21 protein-coding genes and 1 riboswitch are annotated in these 20,707 nt (G+C 54.0%); of the genes, 9 read left to right on the top strand and 12 right to left on the bottom strand.

Annotation, left to right across the window (positions count from 1 at the left end; genetic code table 11):
* Positions 1-137 precede the first annotated feature (137 nt).
* Positions 138-1,769, top strand: coding sequence for a Na/Pi cotransporter family protein (locus DBY68_RS19650; RefSeq protein ID WP_108475980.1), 1,632 nt, complete (start codon positions 138-140; stop codon positions 1,767-1,769).
* Positions 1,770-1,813: 44 nt separating this feature from the next.
* Here DBY68_RS19650 and pepE read toward each other — a convergent pair whose 3' ends face one another.
* The 9 genes from pepE to DBY68_RS19695 form a co-directional block, all read right to left on the bottom strand.
* Complete coding sequence (pepE, locus tag DBY68_RS19655; protein ID WP_108475981.1) at positions 1,814-2,503, bottom strand: dipeptidase PepE; 690 nt, start codon at positions 2,501-2,503, stop codon at positions 1,814-1,816.
* Between the two features lie 333 nt (positions 2,504-2,836).
* Positions 2,837-3,649 (bottom strand): shikimate 5-dehydrogenase, encoded by an 813-nt coding sequence (locus DBY68_RS19660; protein ID WP_108475982.1) that lies wholly within the window; start codon positions 3,647-3,649, stop codon positions 2,837-2,839.
* A complete protein-coding gene (gene sorE, locus DBY68_RS19665; RefSeq protein ID WP_108475983.1) occupies positions 3,642-4,871 on the bottom strand; it encodes an L-sorbose 1-phosphate reductase in 1,230 nt (409 codons plus the stop codon). Before sorE ends, DBY68_RS19660 begins: the two co-directional genes overlap by 8 nt.
* A 51-nt stretch (positions 4,872-4,922) precedes the next feature.
* Positions 4,923-5,747: a PTS system mannose/fructose/sorbose family transporter subunit IID gene (locus DBY68_RS19670; RefSeq protein WP_108475984.1), complete on the bottom strand. Its 825-nt coding sequence runs from the start codon at positions 5,745-5,747 to the stop codon at positions 4,923-4,925.
* An 11-nt stretch (positions 5,748-5,758) separates the two neighbouring features.
* Complete coding sequence (locus DBY68_RS19675; RefSeq protein WP_108475985.1) at positions 5,759-6,556, bottom strand: PTS mannose/fructose/sorbose transporter subunit IIC; 798 nt, start codon at positions 6,554-6,556, stop codon at positions 5,759-5,761.
* 65 nt (positions 6,557-6,621) lie between these two features.
* Positions 6,622-7,116: a mannose/fructose/sorbose PTS transporter subunit IIB gene (locus DBY68_RS19680; protein ID WP_108475986.1), complete on the bottom strand. Its 495-nt coding sequence runs from the start codon at positions 7,114-7,116 to the stop codon at positions 6,622-6,624.
* A complete protein-coding gene (locus DBY68_RS19685; RefSeq protein WP_108475987.1) occupies positions 7,116-7,523 on the bottom strand; it encodes a mannose/fructose/sorbose PTS transporter subunit IIA in 408 nt (135 codons plus the stop codon). Before DBY68_RS19685 ends, DBY68_RS19680 begins: the two co-directional genes overlap by 1 nt.
* 9 nt (positions 7,524-7,532) lie before the next feature.
* Positions 7,533-8,339, bottom strand: a complete 807-nt coding sequence (locus tag DBY68_RS19690) for an SDR family oxidoreductase (protein ID WP_015966354.1) — start codon at positions 8,337-8,339, stop codon at positions 7,533-7,535.
* Positions 8,340-8,409: 70 nt separating this feature from the next.
* Positions 8,410-9,357, bottom strand: a complete 948-nt coding sequence (locus DBY68_RS19695) for a sugar-binding transcriptional regulator (protein WP_108475988.1) — start codon at positions 9,355-9,357, stop codon at positions 8,410-8,412.
* A 348-nt stretch (positions 9,358-9,705) separates the two neighbouring features.
* Between DBY68_RS19695 and rluF the strand changes: the two genes are divergently transcribed.
* Positions 9,706-10,578, top strand: a complete 873-nt coding sequence (gene rluF / locus DBY68_RS19700; RefSeq protein ID WP_108475989.1) for a 23S rRNA pseudouridine(2604) synthase RluF — start codon at positions 9,706-9,708, stop codon at positions 10,576-10,578.
* On the opposite strand, the gene DBY68_RS19705 is transcribed toward rluF, so the two are convergent.
* Entirely contained in the window at positions 10,579-10,851 is a 273-nt protein-coding gene (locus tag DBY68_RS19705) for a DUF3811 domain-containing protein (RefSeq protein ID WP_108475990.1), read from the bottom strand.
* 197 nt (positions 10,852-11,048) lie between these two features.
* Here DBY68_RS19705 and DBY68_RS19710 point away from each other — a divergent pair, with 197 nt between their 5' ends.
* Both DBY68_RS19710 and DBY68_RS19715 read left to right on the top strand, forming a co-directional pair.
* The gene (locus DBY68_RS19710; protein ID WP_108475991.1) at positions 11,049-11,405 is read left to right on the top strand and encodes a type II toxin-antitoxin system RelE/ParE family toxin; all 357 of its coding nucleotides are present in this window, start codon (positions 11,049-11,051) and stop codon (positions 11,403-11,405) included.
* Positions 11,402-11,740 carry an XRE family transcriptional regulator gene (locus DBY68_RS19715; protein WP_108475992.1) on the top strand — a complete coding sequence of 113 codons (339 nt, stop codon included), beginning with the start codon at positions 11,402-11,404 and terminating at the stop codon, positions 11,738-11,740. The genes DBY68_RS19710 and DBY68_RS19715 overlap by 4 nt, the downstream gene beginning before the upstream one ends.
* A gap of 31 nt (positions 11,741-11,771) precedes the next feature.
* On the opposite strand, the gene panS is transcribed toward DBY68_RS19715, so the two are convergent.
* Both panS and lysC read right to left on the bottom strand, forming a co-directional pair.
* The gene (gene panS / locus DBY68_RS19720) at positions 11,772-12,713 is read right to left on the bottom strand and encodes a ketopantoate/pantoate/pantothenate transporter PanS (protein WP_108475993.1); all 942 of its coding nucleotides are present in this window, start codon (positions 12,711-12,713) and stop codon (positions 11,772-11,774) included.
* Positions 12,714-12,808: 95 nt separating this feature from the next.
* The gene (gene lysC, locus DBY68_RS19725) at positions 12,809-14,158 is read right to left on the bottom strand and encodes a lysine-sensitive aspartokinase 3 (protein WP_108475994.1); all 1,350 of its coding nucleotides are present in this window, start codon (positions 14,156-14,158) and stop codon (positions 12,809-12,811) included.
* Between the two features lie 85 nt (positions 14,159-14,243).
* A riboswitch (Lysine riboswitch) is annotated at positions 14,244-14,438 on the bottom strand.
* 234 nt (positions 14,439-14,672) lie between these two features.
* Here lysC and pgi point away from each other — a divergent pair.
* From pgi to DBY68_RS19755, 5 genes are all read left to right on the top strand, one after another.
* Positions 14,673-16,322, top strand: a complete 1,650-nt coding sequence (gene pgi, locus DBY68_RS19735) for a glucose-6-phosphate isomerase (protein ID WP_108475995.1) — start codon at positions 14,673-14,675, stop codon at positions 16,320-16,322.
* A gap of 451 nt (positions 16,323-16,773) precedes the next feature.
* Positions 16,774-17,016 (top strand): exopolysaccharide production protein YjbE, encoded by a 243-nt coding sequence (gene yjbE, locus DBY68_RS19740; RefSeq protein WP_015966345.1) that lies wholly within the window; start codon positions 16,774-16,776, stop codon positions 17,014-17,016.
* Between the two features lie 62 nt (positions 17,017-17,078).
* Positions 17,079-17,717: a YjbF family lipoprotein gene (locus DBY68_RS19745; protein ID WP_108475996.1), complete on the top strand. Its 639-nt coding sequence runs from the start codon at positions 17,079-17,081 to the stop codon at positions 17,715-17,717.
* Positions 17,714-18,451: a capsule biosynthesis GfcC D2 domain-containing protein gene (locus tag DBY68_RS19750; protein WP_108475997.1), complete on the top strand. Its 738-nt coding sequence runs from the start codon at positions 17,714-17,716 to the stop codon at positions 18,449-18,451. Before DBY68_RS19745 ends, DBY68_RS19750 begins: the two co-directional genes overlap by 4 nt.
* Positions 18,451-20,547, top strand: coding sequence for a YjbH domain-containing protein (locus DBY68_RS19755; RefSeq protein WP_108475998.1), 2,097 nt, complete (start codon positions 18,451-18,453; stop codon positions 20,545-20,547). Before DBY68_RS19750 ends, DBY68_RS19755 begins: the two co-directional genes overlap by 1 nt.
* Positions 20,548-20,707 lie beyond the last annotated feature (160 nt).

The raw sequence follows: 20,707 nt of genomic DNA on the forward strand, positions 1-20,707 counted from the left end.
GGCGCTGCGCTTGCCGGGCCTACACGGTTCGCAGCCGGATTCACGCCTTGCCTGTAGGCCGGATAAGCACAGCGCCATCCGGCAGAACCGCGCAGATAGCCTCAGGAAAACAATAACGATAAGGAGAACCCCATTCTGTGTTAACGCTGTTACACCTGCTTTCCGCTGTCGCCCTGCTGGTTTGGGGCACCCACATTGTCCGCACGGGCGTGATGCGCGTCTTCGGCGCGCGCCTGCGTACCGTCCTCAGCCGCAGTGTTGAAAAGAAACCGCTCGCCTTCTGCGCGGGCATTGGCGTTACTGCGCTGGTACAGAGCAGTAACGCCACGACCATGCTGGTGACCTCTTTCGTCGCCCAGGACCTGGTCGCTCTGACGCCCGCTCTGGTGATTGTGTTGGGGGCCGACGTGGGGACCGCGTTGATGGCGCGTATCCTCACCTTCGATCTATCCTGGTTATCGCCGCTGCTGATTTTTATTGGCGTCATTTTTTTCCTTGGCCGCAAACAGTCGCGTGCCGGGCAACTGGGGCGTGTCGGGATTGGCCTCGGCCTGATTTTGCTGGCGCTGGAACTCATCGTCCAGGCCGTCACGCCGATCACCCAGGCCAACGGCGTACAGGTGATTTTTGCCTCGCTCACCGGCGACATCATGCTGGATGCTTTGATTGGTGCGATGTTCGCCATCATCAGTTATTCGAGCCTGGCCGCCGTGCTGCTGACTGCCACGCTGACTACGGCGGGGATTATTTCCTTCCCGGTGGCGCTGTGCCTGGTGATTGGCGCTAACCTTGGTTCCGGATTGCTGGCGATGCTTAATAACAGTGCCGCCAACGCTGCCGCTCGCCGCGTGGCGCTGGGCAGTTTACTGTTCAAGCTGGTGGGCAGTTTGATAATCCTGCCATTCGTCCGCGTTCTGGCGGATACGCTGCACAAACTGCCGCTGCCGGAATCGGAACTGGTTATCTATTTCCACGTCTTCTACAACCTGATTCGCTGCGTGGTGATGATCCCCTTCGCCGAGCCGATGGCGCGTTTCTGCAAACGGATGATCCGCGATGAACCTGAACTGGATGCACGCCTGAAGCCAAAGCATCTCGATACCACCGCACTCGACACGCCAACGCTGGCGTTGGCCAATGCCGCGCGTGAAGCGCTGCGTATCGGTGATGCGATGGAATTAATGCTGGAAGGGCTGAAAAAGGTGATGCACGGCGAGCCGCGTGAAGAGAAAGAGCTGCGCAAACTGGCCGACGACATCAACGTGCTTTATACCGCCATCAAGCTCTATCTGGCACGCATGCCGAAGGATGAACTGGCGGAAGAGGAATCCCGACGCTGGGCGGAAATCATCGAGATGTCACTCAACCTGGAGCAGGCATCGGATATCGTGGAACGTATGGGCAGTGAGATTGCCGATAAATCACTGGCAGCCCGCCGCGCGTTCTCGGTGGAAGGGCTGAAAGAGCTGGATGCGCTTTACGACCAACTGCTGAGCAATCTGCAACTGGCTATGTCGGTGTTCTTCTCCGGTGACATCACCAGCGCCCGCCGCCTGCGTCGCAGCAAGCACCGTTTCCGCATACTGAATCGCCGTTACTCGCACGCGCACGTCGATCGTCTGCACCAGCAGAACGTACAGAGTATTGAAACCAGCTCGCTGCACCTTGGGCTTCTGGGCGATATGCAGCGTCTCAACTCGCTCTTTTGTTCAGTGGCTTACAGCGTGCTGGAACAGCCGGACGAAGACGACGAGCGGGATGATTATTAGTGCGTTTTGATGCCGGATACGGGCAGCGCATCCGGCAAAGGTCTTTACAGGTGGTGCCCCGCTTCCAGCGGCACCGCCTGTTCACCGGCTTTAAACAGATAGTTGGTATTTGGCCCGCCAAGCGTCGCCACTTCACCGCTTACCTGAATCCAGTTACCCTCGGGCAAACCAATCACCGTCAGTTCCGGCGCGGCAACCAGCAGTTCGCGGATGCGCTGTTCGCGCGTTTCACCCTGGTGCCCTTCCGGCAGTGCATTGGTGAAGTGCGGGTTAATTTGCAGCGGGAACAGCCCCAGCGCATCAAAACCTTGCGGATCGACAATCGGCATATCATTGGTAGTACGAATCGTTGGGCAAGCCAGGTTCGAGCCTGCGCTCCAGCCGATGTAGAGCGCGCCGCGCTTCACCACATCAACAATTGGCGCCAGTAGCCCACGTTCGCGGCTCTCTTTCAGTAACTGGAAGGTATTCCCGCCGCCGACAATCACCAGGTCCGCATTTTCAATGGCCGAAATCGGATCAGCAGCACGATGAATACCGACGACCGACACGCCCATCGGCTCAAACACCGCCGCCGTTTTTGCCGTGTAGGCGTCCCATGTTTGTGTCACGCCCGCGAAGGGAATAAAGACCGCCGAACGGCGACCGTTCAGCGCGCCACGAATCAGCGGTAGCGCATGTTCCAGCCAGGCTTTACCCGGCAGCGTCGAGTTACTTAACAGCAGCAGTTCCATTTTTTCTCCAGACAATCAGGGAATTAAGGGGATTGATAACTATGCTATCACGGCAGGTGATAAGACTCGCAGACGGGGTTCACGGAGTTCAGGAAGAAGCGTGCAAGTTGCAGGGTAATCTGTCAGCAGTGTTTATCGAAGCGCTGCTGGGGCCATTTCGCGATTTTCAACGTGCGCTTTATTCATGCCGGATGCGGCGTGAACGCCTTATCCGGCCTACAAACGCGTGCAAATTCAATATAGTGAAGGAACTCGTAGGTCTGATAAGCGTAGCGCATCAGGCAATTTCGCATTTGTCATCAGTATGAGCGCCAGTTAAGGCGCTCATACCGCTCACCCCTCTCGCGCAAACCTTGCCGCTTCAGCAATCAGCTGCGCATCGGGTCGCACGCCGGTATACATCGCGAATTGCTCGACGGCCTGTAAGGCAATTACCTCCGCGCCCCTGATCGTCAGCTTATCCAGCCGTTGCGCCAGGCGAATGAGCGGCGTTTCCGGCGGCAAGGCTACGACATCAAAAACGATGCTTGCCGTTGAGACCATCGCTTCGCTGAAGGCCAGCTCATGGCTCTCTTTACCGCCAGCCATGCCAACGGGCGTCACGTTGACCAGAATGTCGCAGGCGATACCTTCCGGTAGTGGTTGCCACTGGAAGCCATACTGCTTCGCCAGCGCCGGGCCGCTCTCGCGGTTACGGGCGGCGATGATGACATCCGTAAAACCCGCGTCGCGAAAGGCGGCAATCACCGCTTTGCCCATGCCGCCGCTGCCACGAATCATCACGCGTGCGGTGGTATTGAGCTGGTGGTGGGCTATCAGGTTTTTCACCGCGATATAGTCGGTGTTAAACCCAGTCAACTTGCCCTCGTCATTTACAATAGTATTCACTGAATCAATGGCTTTCGCCGACGGATCGATAGCATCGAGAAAAGGCATACAGCTTTCTTTAAACGGCATCGACACGGCACAGCCGCGAATCCCCAACGCGCGGACGCCTTTCACCGCCGCTGCAATATCCTGGGTAGTGAACGCTTTATAGATGAAATTTAGTCCCAGCTTTTCATACAGATAATTGTGAAAACGCGTGCCGAAGTTGCCGGGGCGACCGGCAAGCGACATGCAGAGTTGAGTCTCGCGATTAATCATGAGTAATCGCCTCTGCATGGGCGAGCAGATATTGCTCCGCTTCACCGGACCAAACTCCTTGATGACGCGCCAGAATCGCTGCCAGTCCTTCATCCTGGATCTGTGTGAGTGAAGTCAGCGGCAGAGATTTTCCGGTATACACCAGCTTTTTCCCGCCGCTGACGGCAGGCAATTCCAGCGTGGTTTCGCCCGCGGCATTCAGCCCAAGAATATGTGTTACCACTTTTGCGGCTTGCACTTTTTTCTCTTCGATCAATTTGACCGCCGCGCGCATATCATCGGTGTTGCCGCCTGACGTGCCCACGTAATGGGTAAATGCATAATGCACATCGTAGAAATTAATCGGCGCGCTGAAGTGTTTATCCTGCGGCCCGGCGAAGAAGTTCATACAGCCGTCGGCCGCCAGCAGCGAAGAGGCGAGGGTAACAAGCCCTTCATTGGGCACGAAAACGAAGATATCGTCGAAACCGTGACCACCGCTGAGTGCCATTAACGTCTCGTAAGATGCCTCGGCGGCATTGAGATAGTGAATCAGCGTTTGCGGCTCTGACGGATAGTGTTTCCGCGCATAGCTCAGCTTGTCGTTATTGGTATCGGTGACGATTAACAGCGACGGGTTAACCGGCCCATGCAGCGCGTAATCAATCGCCAGCAGCCCCATCGGGCCTGTGCCGCCAAGGATCAGCGTCCGTCCCTGCGGGCGAATCCCCATCTTGTGGTTATAGGTGCCTTCCTGCAGATGATAGTTAGCGTTGAACGCGCCAATCACGCAGGAGAGTGGTTCAACCAGCGAGCCTTCAAAGTAAGTCTCGCCTTCGTATGCCAGCAGGCAATCCTGTTCCATAACCTCGTTGGGGATAACCACATGCGTCGCTTCGCCGCCCACCCACGGGAAGGAGTAGCCGGGGCAGTCCGGGCGATCCGGCAGTTGCAGGTTGGCCTGAATTACATAGCGCTGGCCGGGCTGGAACTTATGCTGCCACTTTTTACCGACGGCCAGAATATCGCCGCAAAACTCGTGGCCGATGATGATCGGGTTGGTCGCCACATCGTCGGGCACTTTTTTATGGTTTTCGCCCAGATTGGCCTCTTTCCAGGAAGAAAGACACAGGCTGTCGGTGACTACTGTCGCCAGAATTTCATCCTCCTGCATTTCAGGAAGGTCAAAGGTTTCCAGGCGAAGATCGCGTTTACCATAGAGACGCAGAGCTGTTGTTTTCATAAACCACCTCATGTTGAGCGATGGCCCCGGCAGTCGCGCCGGGGCGAAGAATCAGGACAGGAAGCCCAGCGCATTACCGATAATCCCTAAGCCAAACAGGGCGAAGATCAGCCATACGGGGTTAATTTTTTTGTTGAGCAGACGTACCATCAGCAGCGTCAGCCCCAGCGCCAGCAGGCCAGGGCAGAGCTGGTCAAGAATGTTCTGCACAGTCATGGTGACGGTGGAACCGTCTGCGGCTGGCGTTTGCGAGACGATCATCGGCACGTTGATTGACGTCCATTTGGTGACCAGCACGCCCATCACAAACAGGCCAAGAATCGACGCACCCTCGGTCAGTTTTTGCAGCACATTCCCGCCCATATCGCTGACAATATTCACGCCTTTACGAAAGCCGAGCTGTAGGCCATACCACTTCATCGCCAGACGCACCGCGTTGAAAATAAAGAAGAACAGCAGTGGGCCGAGAATGTTGCCGGACAGCGCCAGCGAGGCGCCGAGCGCGGCAGTAATCGGGCGCAGTGTTCCCCAGACCAGTGGGTCGCCAACGCCCGCCAGCGGCCCCATCAGGCCGACTTTAATGCCGTTTATTGCACCGTCATCAATTTCTGCGCCGTTGGCACGTGCTTCTTCCATTGCCGCCGTCACACCAATCACCGGGCCACACACGGCTGGCGTGGTATTGAAGAACACCAGATGGCGCTTCAGCGCGGCGACCTGGTCTTCTTTCAATGGATAGAGCCGCTTGATGGCGGGGATCATGTCGTAGCAAAAGCCCAGCCCGTGAATACGTTCAAAGTTGAATGACGCCTGTTGCAGGTTGGAGCGCAGAAACATGCTCACCAGATCGCTGCGTGTGATTTTTCTCTGTTCCATAATGGGCTCCGTTAATCGTCAAGCTGGTCAAGGGCGGTGGAAGACGTGGCCTGCGTTTGCGGCTCGGTTTTACGCCACTGTGGATTAAGCTGGATGTAGACCAGCGCGATAATCACGCCGACGCCGCCAAAGGCCAGCAGGCTGAGGTCGAGATAGCCGCCCGCGATAAATCCGAGGAAAAAGAAGGGCATCAGATACTTCACGCCCATCATGCGCAGCACCATGGCGTAACCGACCACCACGATAAAACCGCCTGCGATTTGCAGACCACGTGTGACAAATTCCGGTATCGCATTCAGCATATTGCTGACCATGTCGGCGCTGACGAACAACGAAACAATCAGTGCCGGAATGGCGACGCGCAGCGCCTGTACACCCAGCGCGGAAACGTGAAGTATGTCGATGGTACGAAAGCGCGCTTCTTCTGCGGCTTTATCCGCCGCGTGCTGGAATACCACGGTGATGGTGCGGGCGAAGACCGTCAGCACCTGGCCTGCCGCTGCCACGGGAAGGGCGATGGCGATGCCCGTGGCAATACTTTGCTGGCCCACGATAACCAGAATGGCGGAGATAATGCTGGCGAGCGCGGAATCCGGAGACTGCGCCGCGCCGACATTCATCCAGCCGAGCGCGATAAGTTCCAGCGTGCCGCCGAGCATAATCCCGGTTTTTAAATCACCGAGTATTAAGCCGATAACCGTACAGGCAATCAGCGGGCGGTGGGTCTGGAATTCATCCAGCACGCTACCCATCCCGGCGATACAGGAAAAAAGAAATATGGCTATGATTTGTAGGGTACTTATTTCCATTATTTGTCACCTTTTAAGTGTCGTCATCCCTGCCTGTTAAAGCATACGTACACAGGCGCTATTATTTAATTTGCGACTAACTGTTCTTTTATTTTGTCGAGAATATTAACGGATGGGTCGGAGGCCACGACGCGTAAATCCAGTTTCACGCCCTGTTTATCCAGCGCATAAAATGCCTGTATATCGTCTTCATCCAGTGAAACCGCTTTGGTTAATTGTTTTTTACCCGGTCGCCAGGCCATTCCGCCAATATTCAGGGTGTCGATTTTCACCCCCTGCCTAACCATCGCTAAAGCATCCTGTGGGCGGGTAAAAAGATAAAATACAGTTTCGTCTTGATATTGCGGGTTATGATAAACCGCGACGGCTTTTTCAATATTGACCACGTTAACCTTCATTCCCGGCGGCGCAGCCTGACGCAATAAGGTTCGGCGAACTTCATCGTTATACACCTCGTCATTGCAGATAATAATGCGCTGGGCATTAGCCACTTTCGACCAGACTGTGGTGACCTGGCCGTGGATCAGGCGGTCATCAATGCGGGCGAGCGTAATGTTCATCAGAAATCCTCCTCAGCCGTTTCCAGTTGTTTCCAGACGACGCAGGTTTGTTGGGCAATTGTCAGCAGATAATCGCAAAGTTCATCAACGTTCATGCTGCTCTGGTTATCCACCAGTTCCAGAGCCAGCGGGAGAGACAGGCCGCTAATCACGCGGAGTCTGGGGTTGCGCATCGCAAGCGTTGCCGCCGCATTCCACGGACTGCCACACTGTAAGTCCACGGCAATCAGCCATTCATCTTGATTGTGAATGCTCACTAACTTTTCCAGCTTTGCCACAATGTCACTGGCGTTCTCACCGGGTACAAATTCCACTGCCTCGACATTGGCGTCGCCGTACACCATCTGAACCGATTCCAGCATGGCGCAGGCTAATTTGCCGTGGGCGCAAAAAATGGCATTGACCATAAACCCTCCTTAACCGCGCGTTTTACCGCCAGCAATGTTAGTGGTTACTCCGGTGATGTAGCTGGCGCGTTCGGACAGCAGATAACACACAAAATCAGCCACTTCCGCTAATCTTCCGGACCGCCCAATAGGAATGGAATTTTTGGTGTATCCTTCCCGCAGTTGCTCAACGGTGATATTGCGCGTCCACGCCAGCGCCTCTTCATATTCCGGCGTGCGCAGCCCGGTTTTTTCCAGAATTCCCGGCGCGATACCGACCACACGGATACCGTGCTTACCCAGCTCTTTCGACCAGGAGCGGGTAAAACTGTTAAGTGCGGCTTTGGTGGCGGCGTAGCAGCTCTGGCCTTCTGAACCTTCCAGCCCGCTTTCCGAGGAGACATTCACAATGACGCCGTCATGCTGTTTAACCATCTGGCGTGCAACGGCCTGCGACATCAGAAATACGCCTTTTTGGTTGATATTGACCATCTTTTCGAATGCGGCTTCGTTGAGTTCATACTGCCCGGCAGGTGCTTTCTCATCGACCAGCAGACGCGGAAAATTGACCCCGGCATTGTTGACCAGACCGTCGATACGGCCAAAGCGTTGGATAATTTCCGCCACCGTATGATTCACCTCTTTGGCGCTGGAAATATCGGTCGGCCAGAATTGATAACCTTTATGGCCTTCATATTGACCGTCACCACCGTGAATATCGGCCATCTGCACATTCGCGCCTTGTGCTAATAATTCTTCGACAATTGCCAGACCAATGCCGGATGCACCGCCGGTGACAATAATGGTTTTATCCTGCAAATTTAACCACGTTTGCATAACAGACTCCTGATTTTAGGTAACAGAGGCCCGCCGTAATTTTTCATTACGGTAAAAGTCGGGCAGATTTTTATTTCAGTAACAGTTCAGCTGTGTTGCTATTCGTAACCAGACAATTAATATATTTTCCGCGCAGTGCGCCAATAATCCCACTGTATTTTTCTTCGCCCATAGCAATGCCGATAGAATAACGCGCCTGCTTTAATTTATTCATTTCGATTGAGAGCGTTTTTTCACTCATATTGGTCTCAACGGTGACACCGCGAATATCATAAAAGCGCGAGCAAATATCACCGGCGACCTGGCGGGCATTCAGGTCATCACTCTCTTCGCCGCCATAAAATGCATGCCAGTTCGCGCCATCGCGAATGGCCGGTGAGCCAATCCCCACCAGGGCGACATCCAGATTATCCCAGTAGGCCGAGATGGTTTTAAAGTGCTGAGACTGCATGATCCCATTACGAATTAGTGGGTTATCCAGCAAGGCTGGAAAATCCGCGAGATGCGATTCACCTTTCAGTTTTGCCGCTGCGCCGTAGGTTAATGTGTTCACGTGATAGCGGCTTTCGAGTTTTCCGGATGGCCCGCCGATAATCGGCACACAGATTAACTGCCGGGATTGCCCAGCCTGCGGTAGATTTTCGACCAGTGCACGTACTGCGCGGCCCCAGGAAAAACCAACAATATCACCCGGCTCCAGCAAACGATCCAACAACTGTGCGCCGTGTAACCCCATCACCGCCAGTTGCGCGTCTTCCTCTTCATCATGACCTGACACTACCACGGCTTCTTTCAGACCAAACTTTTGCTTCAGTTGTTGCTCAAGCCAGAGGTTTTCGTTGTAGTCATAATTGATAGCGATGGTGACAATACCCTGCTCACGGCCCCGTTTAAGCAAGCGGCTGATGGTGGTGCGATAAATTCCCAGCTCGCGGGCGATTTGCGCCTGCGTCATATCCTGTTCGTAATAGAGTTGGGCAATCTTCACAATCAAACGGATATCGTCACTGTTTTCCATCGCCGCCTCCTGATTCTGCACATTTGTGCAAATATGCTTTTTAACCGCTTGATCTGATATAACCCCATCACGCTGGCCTTTAAAAGCGATTTTTCACTCTTTACTCGGGCTGAAATGGCGCTTTCTCTTGCACATTTGTTTCTGTTCGTCGCGGTCATCAGCACAGGTGTGCAGGTATTCGTAATAGATTGATTATCTTGATTTTGACCATGCAAAATTGCAGCCGGTTTGTGGCGACACTTTTGTGATAAAAGGCGTGGCAGATCACATTTAATTTCGACGTTGCTGCATAACCCTGTTTTTCCTCGCTAAGAGGTAAGGTATATTCCGCGTTTTAGAGGAGAACCTATGCTGCCCGACTCATCCATCCGTTTAAATAAATACATCAGCGAAAGCGGAATTTGCTCTCGACGCGAAGCCGATCGCTATATCGAACAAGGTAATGTTTTCCTGAACGGTAAACGTGCCACCATTGGCGATCAGGTGAAACCTGGCGACGTTGTAAAAGTAAACGGTCAGTTGATTGAGCCACGTGAGGCAGAAGATCTGGTGCTGATCGCGCTGAATAAACCTGTGGGCATTGTCAGCACGACAGAAGATGGCGAGCGCGATAACATCGTCGATTTCGTCAACCACAGCAAGCGTGTGTTCCCGATTGGCCGCCTGGATAAAGATTCTCAGGGGCTGATTTTCCTCACCAACCACGGCGATCTGGTCAATAAGATCCTGCGTGCCGGGAACGATCACGAAAAAGAGTATCTGGTCACGGTGGATAAACCGGTGACGGATGAGTTCGTGAACGGTATGGCGGCAGGCGTACCGATTCTTGGCACGGTGACGAAGAAGTGCAAAGTAAAAAAAGAAGCACCGTTTGTGTTTCGCATCACCCTCGTACAGGGGTTGAATCGGCAGATCCGCCGCATGTGTGAACATTTTGGCTATGAAGTGAAGAAACTGGAACGTACGCGCATCATGAACGTCAGCTTAACCGGTATTCCGCTGGGAGAGTGGCGTGATTTAACCGATGATGAATTGATTGATCTGTTTAAGCTGATTGAAAACTCTTCCTCAGAAGCGAAGCCAAAAGCAAAGGCCAAACCGAAAACGGCGGGTATCAAACGTCCGGTGGTGAAGATAGAAAAAACGGCTGAAAAAGCGAGCCGCCCGGCGTCCAACGGTAAGCGTTTTACCTCGCCGGGGCGTAAAAAAAAGGGGCGTTAATCAGCGCCTGCCGCGCGTTGGCGTATTCGCCGACCAGGAGAATGATGCTTCCGCATCCGGTTTATAAGCCTGCTTTTTCTTCAACTGGCGGGCTTTCTTCGCTTCAGCTTCGCGCTCAACCATCAGCTTATCGATATATTCCTTTTTGACGCTGTTCGTTTCAGCATTGGTCAACACGCGGCCATGTGCGATACGCGCACGGTCAAGAAGCGTTTTCAGTTCACGCTGCTCGCGTTCGGTCATCTCTTTTTGGGTAATGCGGGGGAGTGCCATGGTGGTGCCCTCAGTTGGCCAGAGGCTCCAGTGTACGGGAAATTGTGCGAAAGAAACTAATTCTGAAAGCGCATCGCAGATTATTTATTTCCCTGGTGACGAATAAACGCTCCTGAATTAGCGTAATGCCTGTGTTTGGACAGGATATGTGAACATTACAAACAAAGGATGTATAAAATTTTATACAAGGATGTGTTATGCTTTCTATCAGGCAAGCGTCGAGACCTATTGCCTGGGTCGGCCGGTCATTCGATGATTTATGCTGTTTTCCGGCAGAGGTGCGTAAAGAAGCAGGGTATCAGTTGCATCGTTTGCAGGCTGGTCTGGAAGCGGCAGACTGGAAACCGATGACAGACATTGGGTCGGGTGTTGAAGAGGTACGATTACGGCATGTATGCGGGATTTATCGGATTATCTATTTTGCCCGCATGGAGGACGCTGTATATGTGTTGCACTGTTTCGGCAAAAAGACGCAGCGTACTTCTGAACAAGACAAACATATTGCAAAAGCCCGTTATCAGGCAGTACAGCAAGAGCTAAGGAACCGAAAATGAGCCCCTCCATTGATGTCAAAATACAGCACGTGACGCCTGCGGATGCCAACATATTTTCTGAGCTGGGTTTTGGTGACGAGGAAGCCCAACGGCTCTATCAGGATGCTGAACGAGAGGTTGAGCAACTTATTGCGCTCAAACAGCAACTGATGCAGGAAATTTCTGTCTGGATTAACGAGCATAAACTGAAACAAGCTGACGCCGCCCTGAAATTAAATATTTCCCGACCACGGGTTTCGGACGTCGTGAACCATAAAACCAATAAATTCACCCTGGACGCTTTAGTCATGATGTTGGTGAGGTTGGGGAAACCCGTCACACTGCAAATAGGTTAAACCCGGCAAGTTCACCTTACCGGGCCGCGAATCATCCCTCTTTCACCGCATCCCGAGCCTTCTCATCAAGCGGCTTCCCGGACCAGTAACCCGCCAGCAGCGAGCCGGAAAGATTGTGCCACACGGAGAACAGTGCGCCGGGCAGCGCCGCGAGCGGGCCGAAGTAGATTTTACCCAGCGCAGCCGCGAGGCCGGAGTTTTGCATCCCCACTTCAATGGCCAGCGTGCGACAGGTGGACTCATCAAAGCCAAACAGTTTCCCACCCCAGTAGCCGCCGAGCAGGCCAATCGTGTTATGCAGAATAACGGCGATAATCACCACAAAACCGACCGAGGCAATGTGCGAAGCTGAACCGGCCACCACGGCGCTGATAATTGCCAGAATACACACCATTGAAAACGCAGGAAGAAAAGGCTCTACGGCTTTCACCACCCGTGGGAAGAGATGATGCACAATCAGCCCCAGGCCAATAGGGATCACCACAATTTGCAGAATGCTCAGCAGCATGCCCATCACGTCGACCTGAATATGCGCATCGACGTACAGACGGGTGAGTAATGGCGTGGCAATCACCCCAACCAGCGTAGAAACAGAGGAAATGGTGACTGATAGCGCGACGTCGCCTTTCGCCAGGTAAATCATCACGTTGGATGCAGTACCGCTCGCCACGCTGCCAACCAGCACCATGCCAGCAGAGAGTTCCGGCGGCATCTTAAACAGCAGCGCCAGCAGCCACGCGGCGAGAGGCATCACCAGATAGTGCAGGAAAATCCCCGCCGCAACCGGTGCCGGGCGTGAAAGTACGCGTTTAAAGTCGTCCACTTTGAGATGTACACCCATGCCGAACATAATCAGCATTAGCAAAGTGGGAACCCACGGGCCGATGGCGGTAAAGGTGGGAGGCGTGTAATAAGCGATAACGGAGAGCAGCAGCGCCCATAACGGGAACAGCCGGGTCAGAACAGCGAGCATGGTGTATTCCTTGCGATAGTGTTGTGTTTGCGTTTTTTATAAAAATGGCCGGGATCGAGCCCGGCCAGAGGTATTGTTTATCGCGTGGAAGGATATTATTCAAACAAATTATGATGCAGTTTCTGCACAACCTGTTCGGCTTCGCTACCGGGTACCAGGAAGCACAGGTTATGGCTGGAAGCACCGTAGCAAATCATGCGGATATTGAACGGTTCCATCACGCCAAACACCTCTTTACCTACGCCGCAGGCTTTAGAGAGGTCGTTACCAATCAGCGCGACCAGCGCGAGATTCTCTTCCACTTCGACGCGGCAAAGTTCGGAAAGCTCCATCAGCAGCGACTGCGTCAGTAAGGTATCGCCGGTGGAGGTTGAACCAGTGGTATCCAGCGTTAACGCCACGCTCACTTCCGAGGTGGTGATCAAATCCACCGAAATATTATGACGCGCCAGAATGCCGAAAACTTCCGCCAGGAAACCGCGCGAGTGAAGCATATTGAGGCTATGGAGGGTCACCAGCGTTTGTTTACGACGCAGAGCCAATGCGCGGAACAGCGGCGGGTTTTGGGTTTTATTGCACACCAGCGTGCCGCCCGCTTTCGGATCTTTGCTTGAGCCAACAAACACCGGGATATCGCTGCGCACGGCAGGCAGCAGCGTGGCAGGGTGTAACACTTTCGCGCCGAAGGTCGCCATTTCGGCGGCTTCTTCAAAAGCGATTTCATCAATGCGTTTTGCCGTCGGGACAACGCGCGGGTCGGTGGTATAGATGCCCGGCACATCCGTCCAGATATCGACACGGGTTGCGTGCAGCGCTTCACCCAGCAGTGCCGCAGTGTAGTCGCTGCCGCCACGCCCCAGTGTGGTGGTGCGGCCTTTGGCTTCGCTGCCGATAAAGCCCTGCGTGATGACCATACCTTCAACAAGACGCGGGGCCAGTTGCTGCGTCGCCAGCTCAGAAAGCGCTGCGACGTCAGGCTCAGCGCGGCCAAAGCGGTCGCTGGTACGCATGACCTTACGCACGTCAAACCACTGCGCCTGCACATCGCGCTGGCGCAGCACTTCAACAAATAACAGGGTCGACATCAGTTCGCCATGGCTGACCAGTTCATCGGTCAGGGCGGTTGAGGTGGCCAGAGAAGCCGCTTCCGCAAGCGTGGTGATATTTTCCAGCAGGCGTTCCACTTCTTCACGAATGACGTTTGGGTTCGCCAGGCGCTCCAGAATCGAGAACTGTATTTTGCGAATAGCATCCAGTTTGGCGAAGCGTTCGGTGGCTTCCAGCCCTTCGGCCAGCGCAACCAGCAGATTGGTCACGCCTGCGGAGGCGGAGAGCACCACTAAACGAACATTAGGGTCAGAGAGAACCACGTCCGCGCTGCGGTTCATGGCATCAAAATCGGCTACGCTGGTGCCGCCAAATTTGGCGACGACAAAATCTGTCATTGTGTACTGCCTCGTGTCAGGGGTTCCTTTTTTCAGCCTTGGCACAAGGGAAGAGCGGTATACAGGGGGACGCAGAAACTACGATTTCCCCAGAAGTGCTCCACCTTGCGAAACGCCGGACTGCCAACGTTTCTGGTGACAACCCAGGGGATTCAGCCCCTGTAGCCGATAGCGAACGTGACCAGGCGTTCAGCCACCTCGGCGTTGCTCCCCCTCACGTATCTTTCGCGGACTGGCTCCTGAAATACGATTACCTGGGCAACGCGCCTCTTCTGGCCTGCGCCATGCGCAGGTAGTGCCTTTATAAATAAAGGCTTAAGCCACCCCTGTCAACGCTGGGGTTATGCGGATTTTTCATGCAAATAGGGGTGTCAGAAAAAACACTTATGACAGCTATACTTTTTGCGTCTTCATGCCTTGTTTGTTGCCTGTAACACTAAAACGATCACAAATTTTTGTAACAGGCGCTACAATCGAGGGCAGTAACGATTCTCAAATCAGAAGGGTATTGCTAATGAAAAATATCAACCCAACGCAGACCGCTGCGTGGCAGGCACTACAGAAACACTTCGATGAAATGAAAGATGTCACTATTGCCGAGCTGTTTGCCAAAGATAGCGACCGTTTCAGCAAGTTTTCCGCTACGTTTGACGATCTGATGCTGGTGGATTTCTCTAAAAACCGCATCACGGAAGAAACCCTGAGCAAACTGCAGGATCTGGCAAAAGAGACCGATCTGAGCGGTGCGATTAAATCGATGTTCTCCGGTGAGAAGATCAACCGCACCGAAGACCGCGCCGTGCTGCACGTGGCGCTGCGTAACCGCAGCAATACCCCGATTATCGTTGACGGCAAAGACGTGATGCCGGAAGTGAATGCCGTGCTGGATAAAATGAAAGGTTTCTCTGAAGCCATCATTTCCGGTAACTGGAAAGGCTATACCGGTAAAGCGATCACTGATGTGGTCAACATCGGTATCGGTGGTTCTGACCTCGGCCCGTTCATGGTGACCGAAGCGCTGCGTCCGTACAAAAATCATCTGAATATGCACTTTGTGTCTAACGTCGATGGTACCCACATCGCGGAAGTGCTGAAAACCGTTAACCCGGAAACTACCTTGTTCCTGGTGGCATCCAAAACTTTCACCACGCAAGAAACCATGACCAACGCCCACAGCGCGCGCGACTGGTTCCTGGAAACGGCGGGCGATCAGAAACACGTAGCGAAACACTTCGCGGCGCTCTCCACCAACGCTAAAGCAGTGGGTGAATTTGGTATTGATACCGCCAACATGTTCGAGTTCTGGGACTGGGTGGGCGGTCGTTACTCTCTGTGGTCAGCCATCGGCCTGTCTATTATCCTGTCCGTGGGCTTCGACAACTTCGTTGAACTCCTCTCCGGCGCACATGCGATGGACAAGCATTTCTCCACCACACCTGCGGAGAAAAACCTGCCGGTTCTGCTGGCGCTGATCGGCATCTGGTACAACAACTTCTTCGGGGCGGAAACGGAAGCGATTCTGCCGTACGACCAGTATATGCACCGTTTCGCGGCGTACTTCCAGCAGGGCAATATGGAGTCCAACGGTAAGTATGTTGACCGCAACGGCAATAAAGTGGCGCACCAGACCGGCCCAATCATTTGGGGTGAGCCGGGCACTAACGGTCAGCACGCGTTCTATCAGTTGATTCACCAGGGCACCAAAATGGTTCCGTGTGACTTCATCGCGCCGGCTATCACTCACAACCCGCTTTCCGATCACCACCCGAAACTGCTGTCTAACTTCTTCGCCCAGACCGAAGCGCTGGCGTTCGGCAAATCCCGCGAAGTGGTTGAACAGGAATATCGCGATCAGGGTAAAGATCCGGCCACGCTGGAACACGTTGTGCCGTTCAAAGTTTTCGAAGGCAACCGCCCGACCAACTCCATCCTGCTGCGCGAAATCACCCCGTTCAGCCTGGGCGCGTTGATTGCGCTGTATGAGCATAAAATCTTTACTCAGGGCGCTATCCTGAACATCTTCACGTTCGACCAGTGGGGCGTTGAGCTGGGTAAACAGCTGGCAAACCGTATTCTGCCGGAACTGAAAGATGGCAGCGAAATTAGCAGCCACGACAGCTCTACCAACGGCCTGATTAACCGTTATAAATCCTGGCGTGCGTAAGTCGTCTTAATCTGAAAATGCCGGCGTAATAGCCGGCATATTTTTATCGGATAAATCTCCTTGTCCGTGATCTCAGCTGAAAATTACCGATGAGCATATTCCTAAAACATAAATAGACCTGAATTAAACAAGGTCTTATTTTAGGAAAATACGTAGGTTGATAATAACAAAGTTTATCATAACTTTATGATTTAACGTAATTTACAACCAATAAATAATACTTATTTTTTTATTTTTTCTCATTTTCTTAAAATCTGAACCCCTCTTCCCTTAACGCTAATTCCCGGTATTGAGTTGTGTATACTCGATGACGCCTGAATATTTCAGGTATACCCGCTTATTTTCAGGTTGTATGTGCGTGAGCCACGCATGTATTACATGCTGACTTTCATTCTGCAACCCGGAATTCCCAGGGTATGTACCTCCATTTATTCAATGAAGGGAAATTGTTATGAAGAAAATCCTCTATGGCATTTTTGCCATATCTGCGTTTGCGGCGGCATCCGCGTCAGCGGCACCGGTGGAAACCGGTGATGCGGCGGGCTCTGCGGCGACGTCTGTCTCCGCGGGGAGTTCTACCGCGACCAGCGCCAGCACCGTGAGTTCTGCGGTGGGTGTCGCGCTGGCAGCGACAGGTGGCGGTGATGGCTCCAATACCGGAACCACGACCACCACAACAACCAGTACCCAGTAATACGGGTGCGTTTACCCATAACCACACTTCGGTGTGGTTATTTTGCCCCTCGGAGAAACGTCGTGAAGCGACTTGCCATTATCACTCTTTGCCTGCTGCTTCAGGCGTGTTCATCCAGCACAAAAGGGCTGGGAAAATCGTTATGGGATAGCCTGTTCGGCACGCCCGGCGTGCAACTCACCGCGGACGATATCCAGAATATGCCCTACGCCAGCCAGTACATTCAGCTTAATAACGGCCCGCAGATTTTTGTGGCGCTGGCTTACTCGGAAAACGGTCAGCACAAGTGGGTCACCCAGGATCAGGCCACGCTGGTCACGCAGCATGGTCGTATCGTCAAAACGCAACTGGCGGGCGATAACCTGCTGGATGTCAATAACCTCGCCAGCGATCCGCTAGCCAAACCTAATCAGGTGGTGGATGGCGCAAGCTGGACGCGCACGATGGGCTGGACTGAACACCGCCAGGTGCGCTACGCCACCGCGCATTCCACCTTCCACTGGGGCGAGCGCGAAACGCTGACCTTAGCCGGAAGCGAGACGCCGGTTCGCGTGCTTGAGGAAACGGTGACCACCGAACAAACGACCTGGCGCAACCGCTTTTGGATAGATGACGAAGGCCAGATTCGACAATCAGAACAATACCTTGGGGCGGGCTATTTCCCGGTGAAAACGACCCTGATCAAGGCCGCAAAACAATGAAAAAAATCACGTTAGTTGCAGGACTTTTCTGCGCCATGACGGGTGGCGCATTCGCAGCAGGCACCGTAGATGTTCATCGTGAAGGTGAGACAAAAACGCTCACGTTGACCAATGCTGAGCATCTGGCGGATCTCGTCGCACAGCCGCGCCTCGCCGGAAGCTGGTGGCGCGGCGCGGTGATTGCCGAACAGCAGGCGACCACGGTTGCTGAAAAACAACATCAGGCATTGCTCACCGCGTTAAGCCGCGCGGCGATGGAGTCGAGTGGAAGCGATGCCGCTGCCATTAACGCCTTACGCCAGCAGCTTCAGGCTATCAACGTCACGGGGCGGCAGTTTGTCTCGCTGGACCCGGATGAAGTTCGCATAGGCGAAGGGAAAAATCCGCCGCTTCAGGGGAAATACAGCCTGTGGGTGGGCAATGAACCCTCGACAATTACGCTTTTCGGTTTGATCAATCGCCCCGGCAAAGTGGCGTTTACGCCCGGGCGCGATGTCGCCAGCTACCTCAAAGAGGTTGATCGTCTGAGCGGCGGCGAGCGCAGCTACGCGTGGGTAATTTACCCCGATGGCCGCACGCTGAAAGCGCCTATCGCCTACTGGAACCGACGTCATATTGAGCCGATGCCCGGCAGCATCGTGTTTGTTGGCTTTGCCGATTCACTGTGGACGAAGAAATACGATGAACTCAACGTCGCTATTCTTCGCTCCCTGTCGCAGCGGATACCTGATTAATGAAGAAAAAATACCTCTACAGCCTGCTTGCGTTGGGCGTTAGCGCCGCATGCCATGCCGAAACGTATCCGGCACCCGTTGGCCCTTCGCAGTCTGATTTCGGCGGCGTCGGCCTGCTGCAAACGCCTACCGCGCGAATGGCGCGGGAAGGGGAAATCAGCCTTAACTACCGCGATAACGATCAATATCGCTACTACTCTGCTTCTGTGCAGCTTTTTCCCTGGCTGGAAACTACGCTACGTTATACCGACGTGCGCACCAAACAATACAGCAGCGTTGACGCGTTCTCGGGCGATCAAACCTATAAAGATAAAGCCTTCGACCTGAAGCTGCGCCTGTGGGAAGAGAGCTACTGGATGCCGCAGGTGTCGGTTGGTGCGCGTGATATCGGCGGTACCGGGCTGTTTGACTCGGAGTACATCGTTGCCAACAAAGCCTGGGGGCCATTCGACTTCTCGCTGGGGCTTGGCTGGGGTTATCTCGGCACCAGCGGCAACGCGACCAACCCGTTCTGCTCCTACAGCGATAAATATTGCCACCGCGATAACAGCTACCGCGAAGCGGGCTCGATGGACAGCAGCCAGAAGTTTCGCGGCCCGGCGGCGTTTTTTGGCGGGGTAGAATATCAAACGCCCTGGCAGCCGCTGCGCCTGAAACTTGAGTATGAAGGTAATAACTATCAGCAGGATTTCGCCGGAAAACTGGACCAGAAAAGCAAGTTTAACGTCGGCGCTATTTATCGGGTTGCGGATTGGGCCGACGTTAACCTGAGCTACGAGCGCGGGAATACGGTGATGTTCGGCTTCACTCTGCGCACCAACTTCAACGACCTGCGTCCGTCCTATAACGACAACGCGCGACCGACATATCGTCCGCAGCCGCAGGACGCGATTCTGCAACATTCGGTGGTCGCGAATCAGCTTACCCTGCTGAAATATAACGCCGGATTTGCCGATCCGAAGATTCAAACTAAAGGCGATACGCTCTACGTCACCGGTGAGCAGGTGAAATATCGCGACTCGCGCGAAGGCATTGAGCGCGCCAACCGCATTATCATGAACGATCTGCCGGAGGGCATTCGCACTATCCGCATCACCGAAAATCGCCTCAACATGCCGCAGGTGACCACGGAAACTAACGTCGCCAGCCTGCAGCGTCACCTGGAGGGTGAACCGCTCGGCCATGAAACGCCGCTGGAGCAGAAACGTGTCACGCCGATCGTGCCGGAAACCACCGAGCAGGGCTGGTATATCGACAAATCGAGCTTCGATTTCCATATCGACCCGGTACTGAGTCAGTCGGTCGGCGGGCCGGAAAGTTTCTACATGTACCAGTTGGGCGTGATGGGCACGGCGGACTGGTGGGTGACCGACCACCTGCTGACCAGCGGTAGCCTGTTTGCCAACATCGCCAACAACTATGACAAATTTAACTACACCAACCCGCCGAGCGACTCAAAACTGCCGCGCGCGCGTACTCACGTGCGTGAATATGTTGAGAATAACGTCTATGTGAACAACCTGCAGGCCAACTATTTCCAGTATCTGGGGAATAATTTCTACGGCCAGGTTTATGGTGGTTACCTGGAAACCATGTTCGGGGGCGCAGGTGTTGAAGCGCTCTATCGCCCGGTAGACAGCAACTGGGCGGTGGGTATCGACGCCAACTATGTGAAACAGCGTGACTGGCGTAGCGCGCAGGACATGATGAAATTCACCGACTACAGCGTGAAGACCGGGCATCTCACCGCCTACTGGACGCCGCCGTTTGCCCAGGACGTGCTGGTGAAAGCCAGCGTCGGCCAGTATCTGGCGGGCGATAAGGGCGGCACGCTCGACATCTCTAAACACTTCGACAGCGGTGTCGTGGTCGGGGGCTACGCCACCATTACCAACGTTTCCGGCGATGAGTATGGGGAAGGGGAGTTCACCAAAGGCGTGTATGTCTCTGTGCCGCTGGATCTCTTCTCTTCCGGCGCGACGCGCAGCCGTGCCGCGGTGAACTGGGTACCGTTAACCCGCGATGGCGGCCAGAAGCTGGGGCGCAAGTTTGATTTGTATGGGATTACCAGTGATAAGAGTATGAATTTCCGGTAATTGTGCGGTCTGTGTGCCGGATGGCGGCGGAAATGCCTTATCCGGCCTACGCGGATTTGAAGGTGCGATGTAACGTTTTGACGCGTTCTGTAGGCCGGATAAGACGGAGCCGCATCCGGCATTGCTCATGTAAAAAATGTAGATCCAGATCACATTTTTG

This window comes from Pseudocitrobacter sp. RIT415 (assembly GCF_003057695.2).
GTDB classification, from domain to species: Bacteria; Pseudomonadota; Gammaproteobacteria; order Enterobacterales; family Enterobacteriaceae; genus Pseudocitrobacter; species Pseudocitrobacter faecalis.

Excerpts from the sequence above, each read along its gene's own strand:
- pepE (WP_108475981.1), bottom strand. The coding sequence starts at position 2,503 with ATGGAACTGCTGCTGTTAAGTAACTCGACGCTGCCGGGTAAAGCCTGG.
- DBY68_RS19660 (WP_108475982.1), bottom strand. The coding sequence starts at position 3,649 with ATGATTAATCGCGAGACTCAACTCTGCATGTCGCTTGCCGGTCGCCCC.
- sorE (WP_108475983.1), bottom strand. The coding sequence starts at position 4,871 with ATGAAAACAACAGCTCTGCGTCTCTATGGTAAACGCGATCTTCGCCTG.
- DBY68_RS19670 (WP_108475984.1), bottom strand. The coding sequence starts at position 5,747 with ATGGAACAGAGAAAAATCACACGCAGCGATCTGGTGAGCATGTTTCTG.
- DBY68_RS19675 (WP_108475985.1), bottom strand. The coding sequence starts at position 6,556 with ATGGAAATAAGTACCCTACAAATCATAGCCATATTTCTTTTTTCCTGT.
- DBY68_RS19680 (WP_108475986.1), bottom strand. The coding sequence starts at position 7,116 with ATGAACATTACGCTCGCCCGCATTGATGACCGCCTGATCCACGGCCAG.
- DBY68_RS19685 (WP_108475987.1), bottom strand. The coding sequence starts at position 7,523 with ATGGTCAATGCCATTTTTTGCGCCCACGGCAAATTAGCCTGCGCCATG.
- DBY68_RS19690 (WP_015966354.1), bottom strand. The coding sequence starts at position 8,339 with ATGCAAACGTGGTTAAATTTGCAGGATAAAACCATTATTGTCACCGGC.
- DBY68_RS19695 (WP_108475988.1), bottom strand. The coding sequence starts at position 9,357 with ATGGAAAACAGTGACGATATCCGTTTGATTGTGAAGATTGCCCAACTC.
- rluF (WP_108475989.1), top strand. The coding sequence starts at position 9,706 with ATGCTGCCCGACTCATCCATCCGTTTAAATAAATACATCAGCGAAAGC.
- DBY68_RS19705 (WP_108475990.1), bottom strand. The coding sequence starts at position 10,851 with ATGGCACTCCCCCGCATTACCCAAAAAGAGATGACCGAACGCGAGCAG.
- DBY68_RS19710 (WP_108475991.1), top strand. The coding sequence starts at position 11,049 with ATGCTTTCTATCAGGCAAGCGTCGAGACCTATTGCCTGGGTCGGCCGG.
- DBY68_RS19715 (WP_108475992.1), top strand. The coding sequence starts at position 11,402 with ATGAGCCCCTCCATTGATGTCAAAATACAGCACGTGACGCCTGCGGAT.
- panS (WP_108475993.1), bottom strand. The coding sequence starts at position 12,713 with ATGCTCGCTGTTCTGACCCGGCTGTTCCCGTTATGGGCGCTGCTGCTC.
- lysC (WP_108475994.1), bottom strand. The coding sequence starts at position 14,158 with ATGACAGATTTTGTCGTCGCCAAATTTGGCGGCACCAGCGTAGCCGAT.
- pgi (WP_108475995.1), top strand. The coding sequence starts at position 14,673 with ATGAAAAATATCAACCCAACGCAGACCGCTGCGTGGCAGGCACTACAG.
- yjbE (WP_015966345.1), top strand. The coding sequence starts at position 16,774 with ATGAAGAAAATCCTCTATGGCATTTTTGCCATATCTGCGTTTGCGGCG.
- DBY68_RS19750 (WP_108475997.1), top strand. The coding sequence starts at position 17,714 with ATGAAAAAAATCACGTTAGTTGCAGGACTTTTCTGCGCCATGACGGGT.
- DBY68_RS19755 (WP_108475998.1), top strand. The coding sequence starts at position 18,451 with ATGAAGAAAAAATACCTCTACAGCCTGCTTGCGTTGGGCGTTAGCGCC.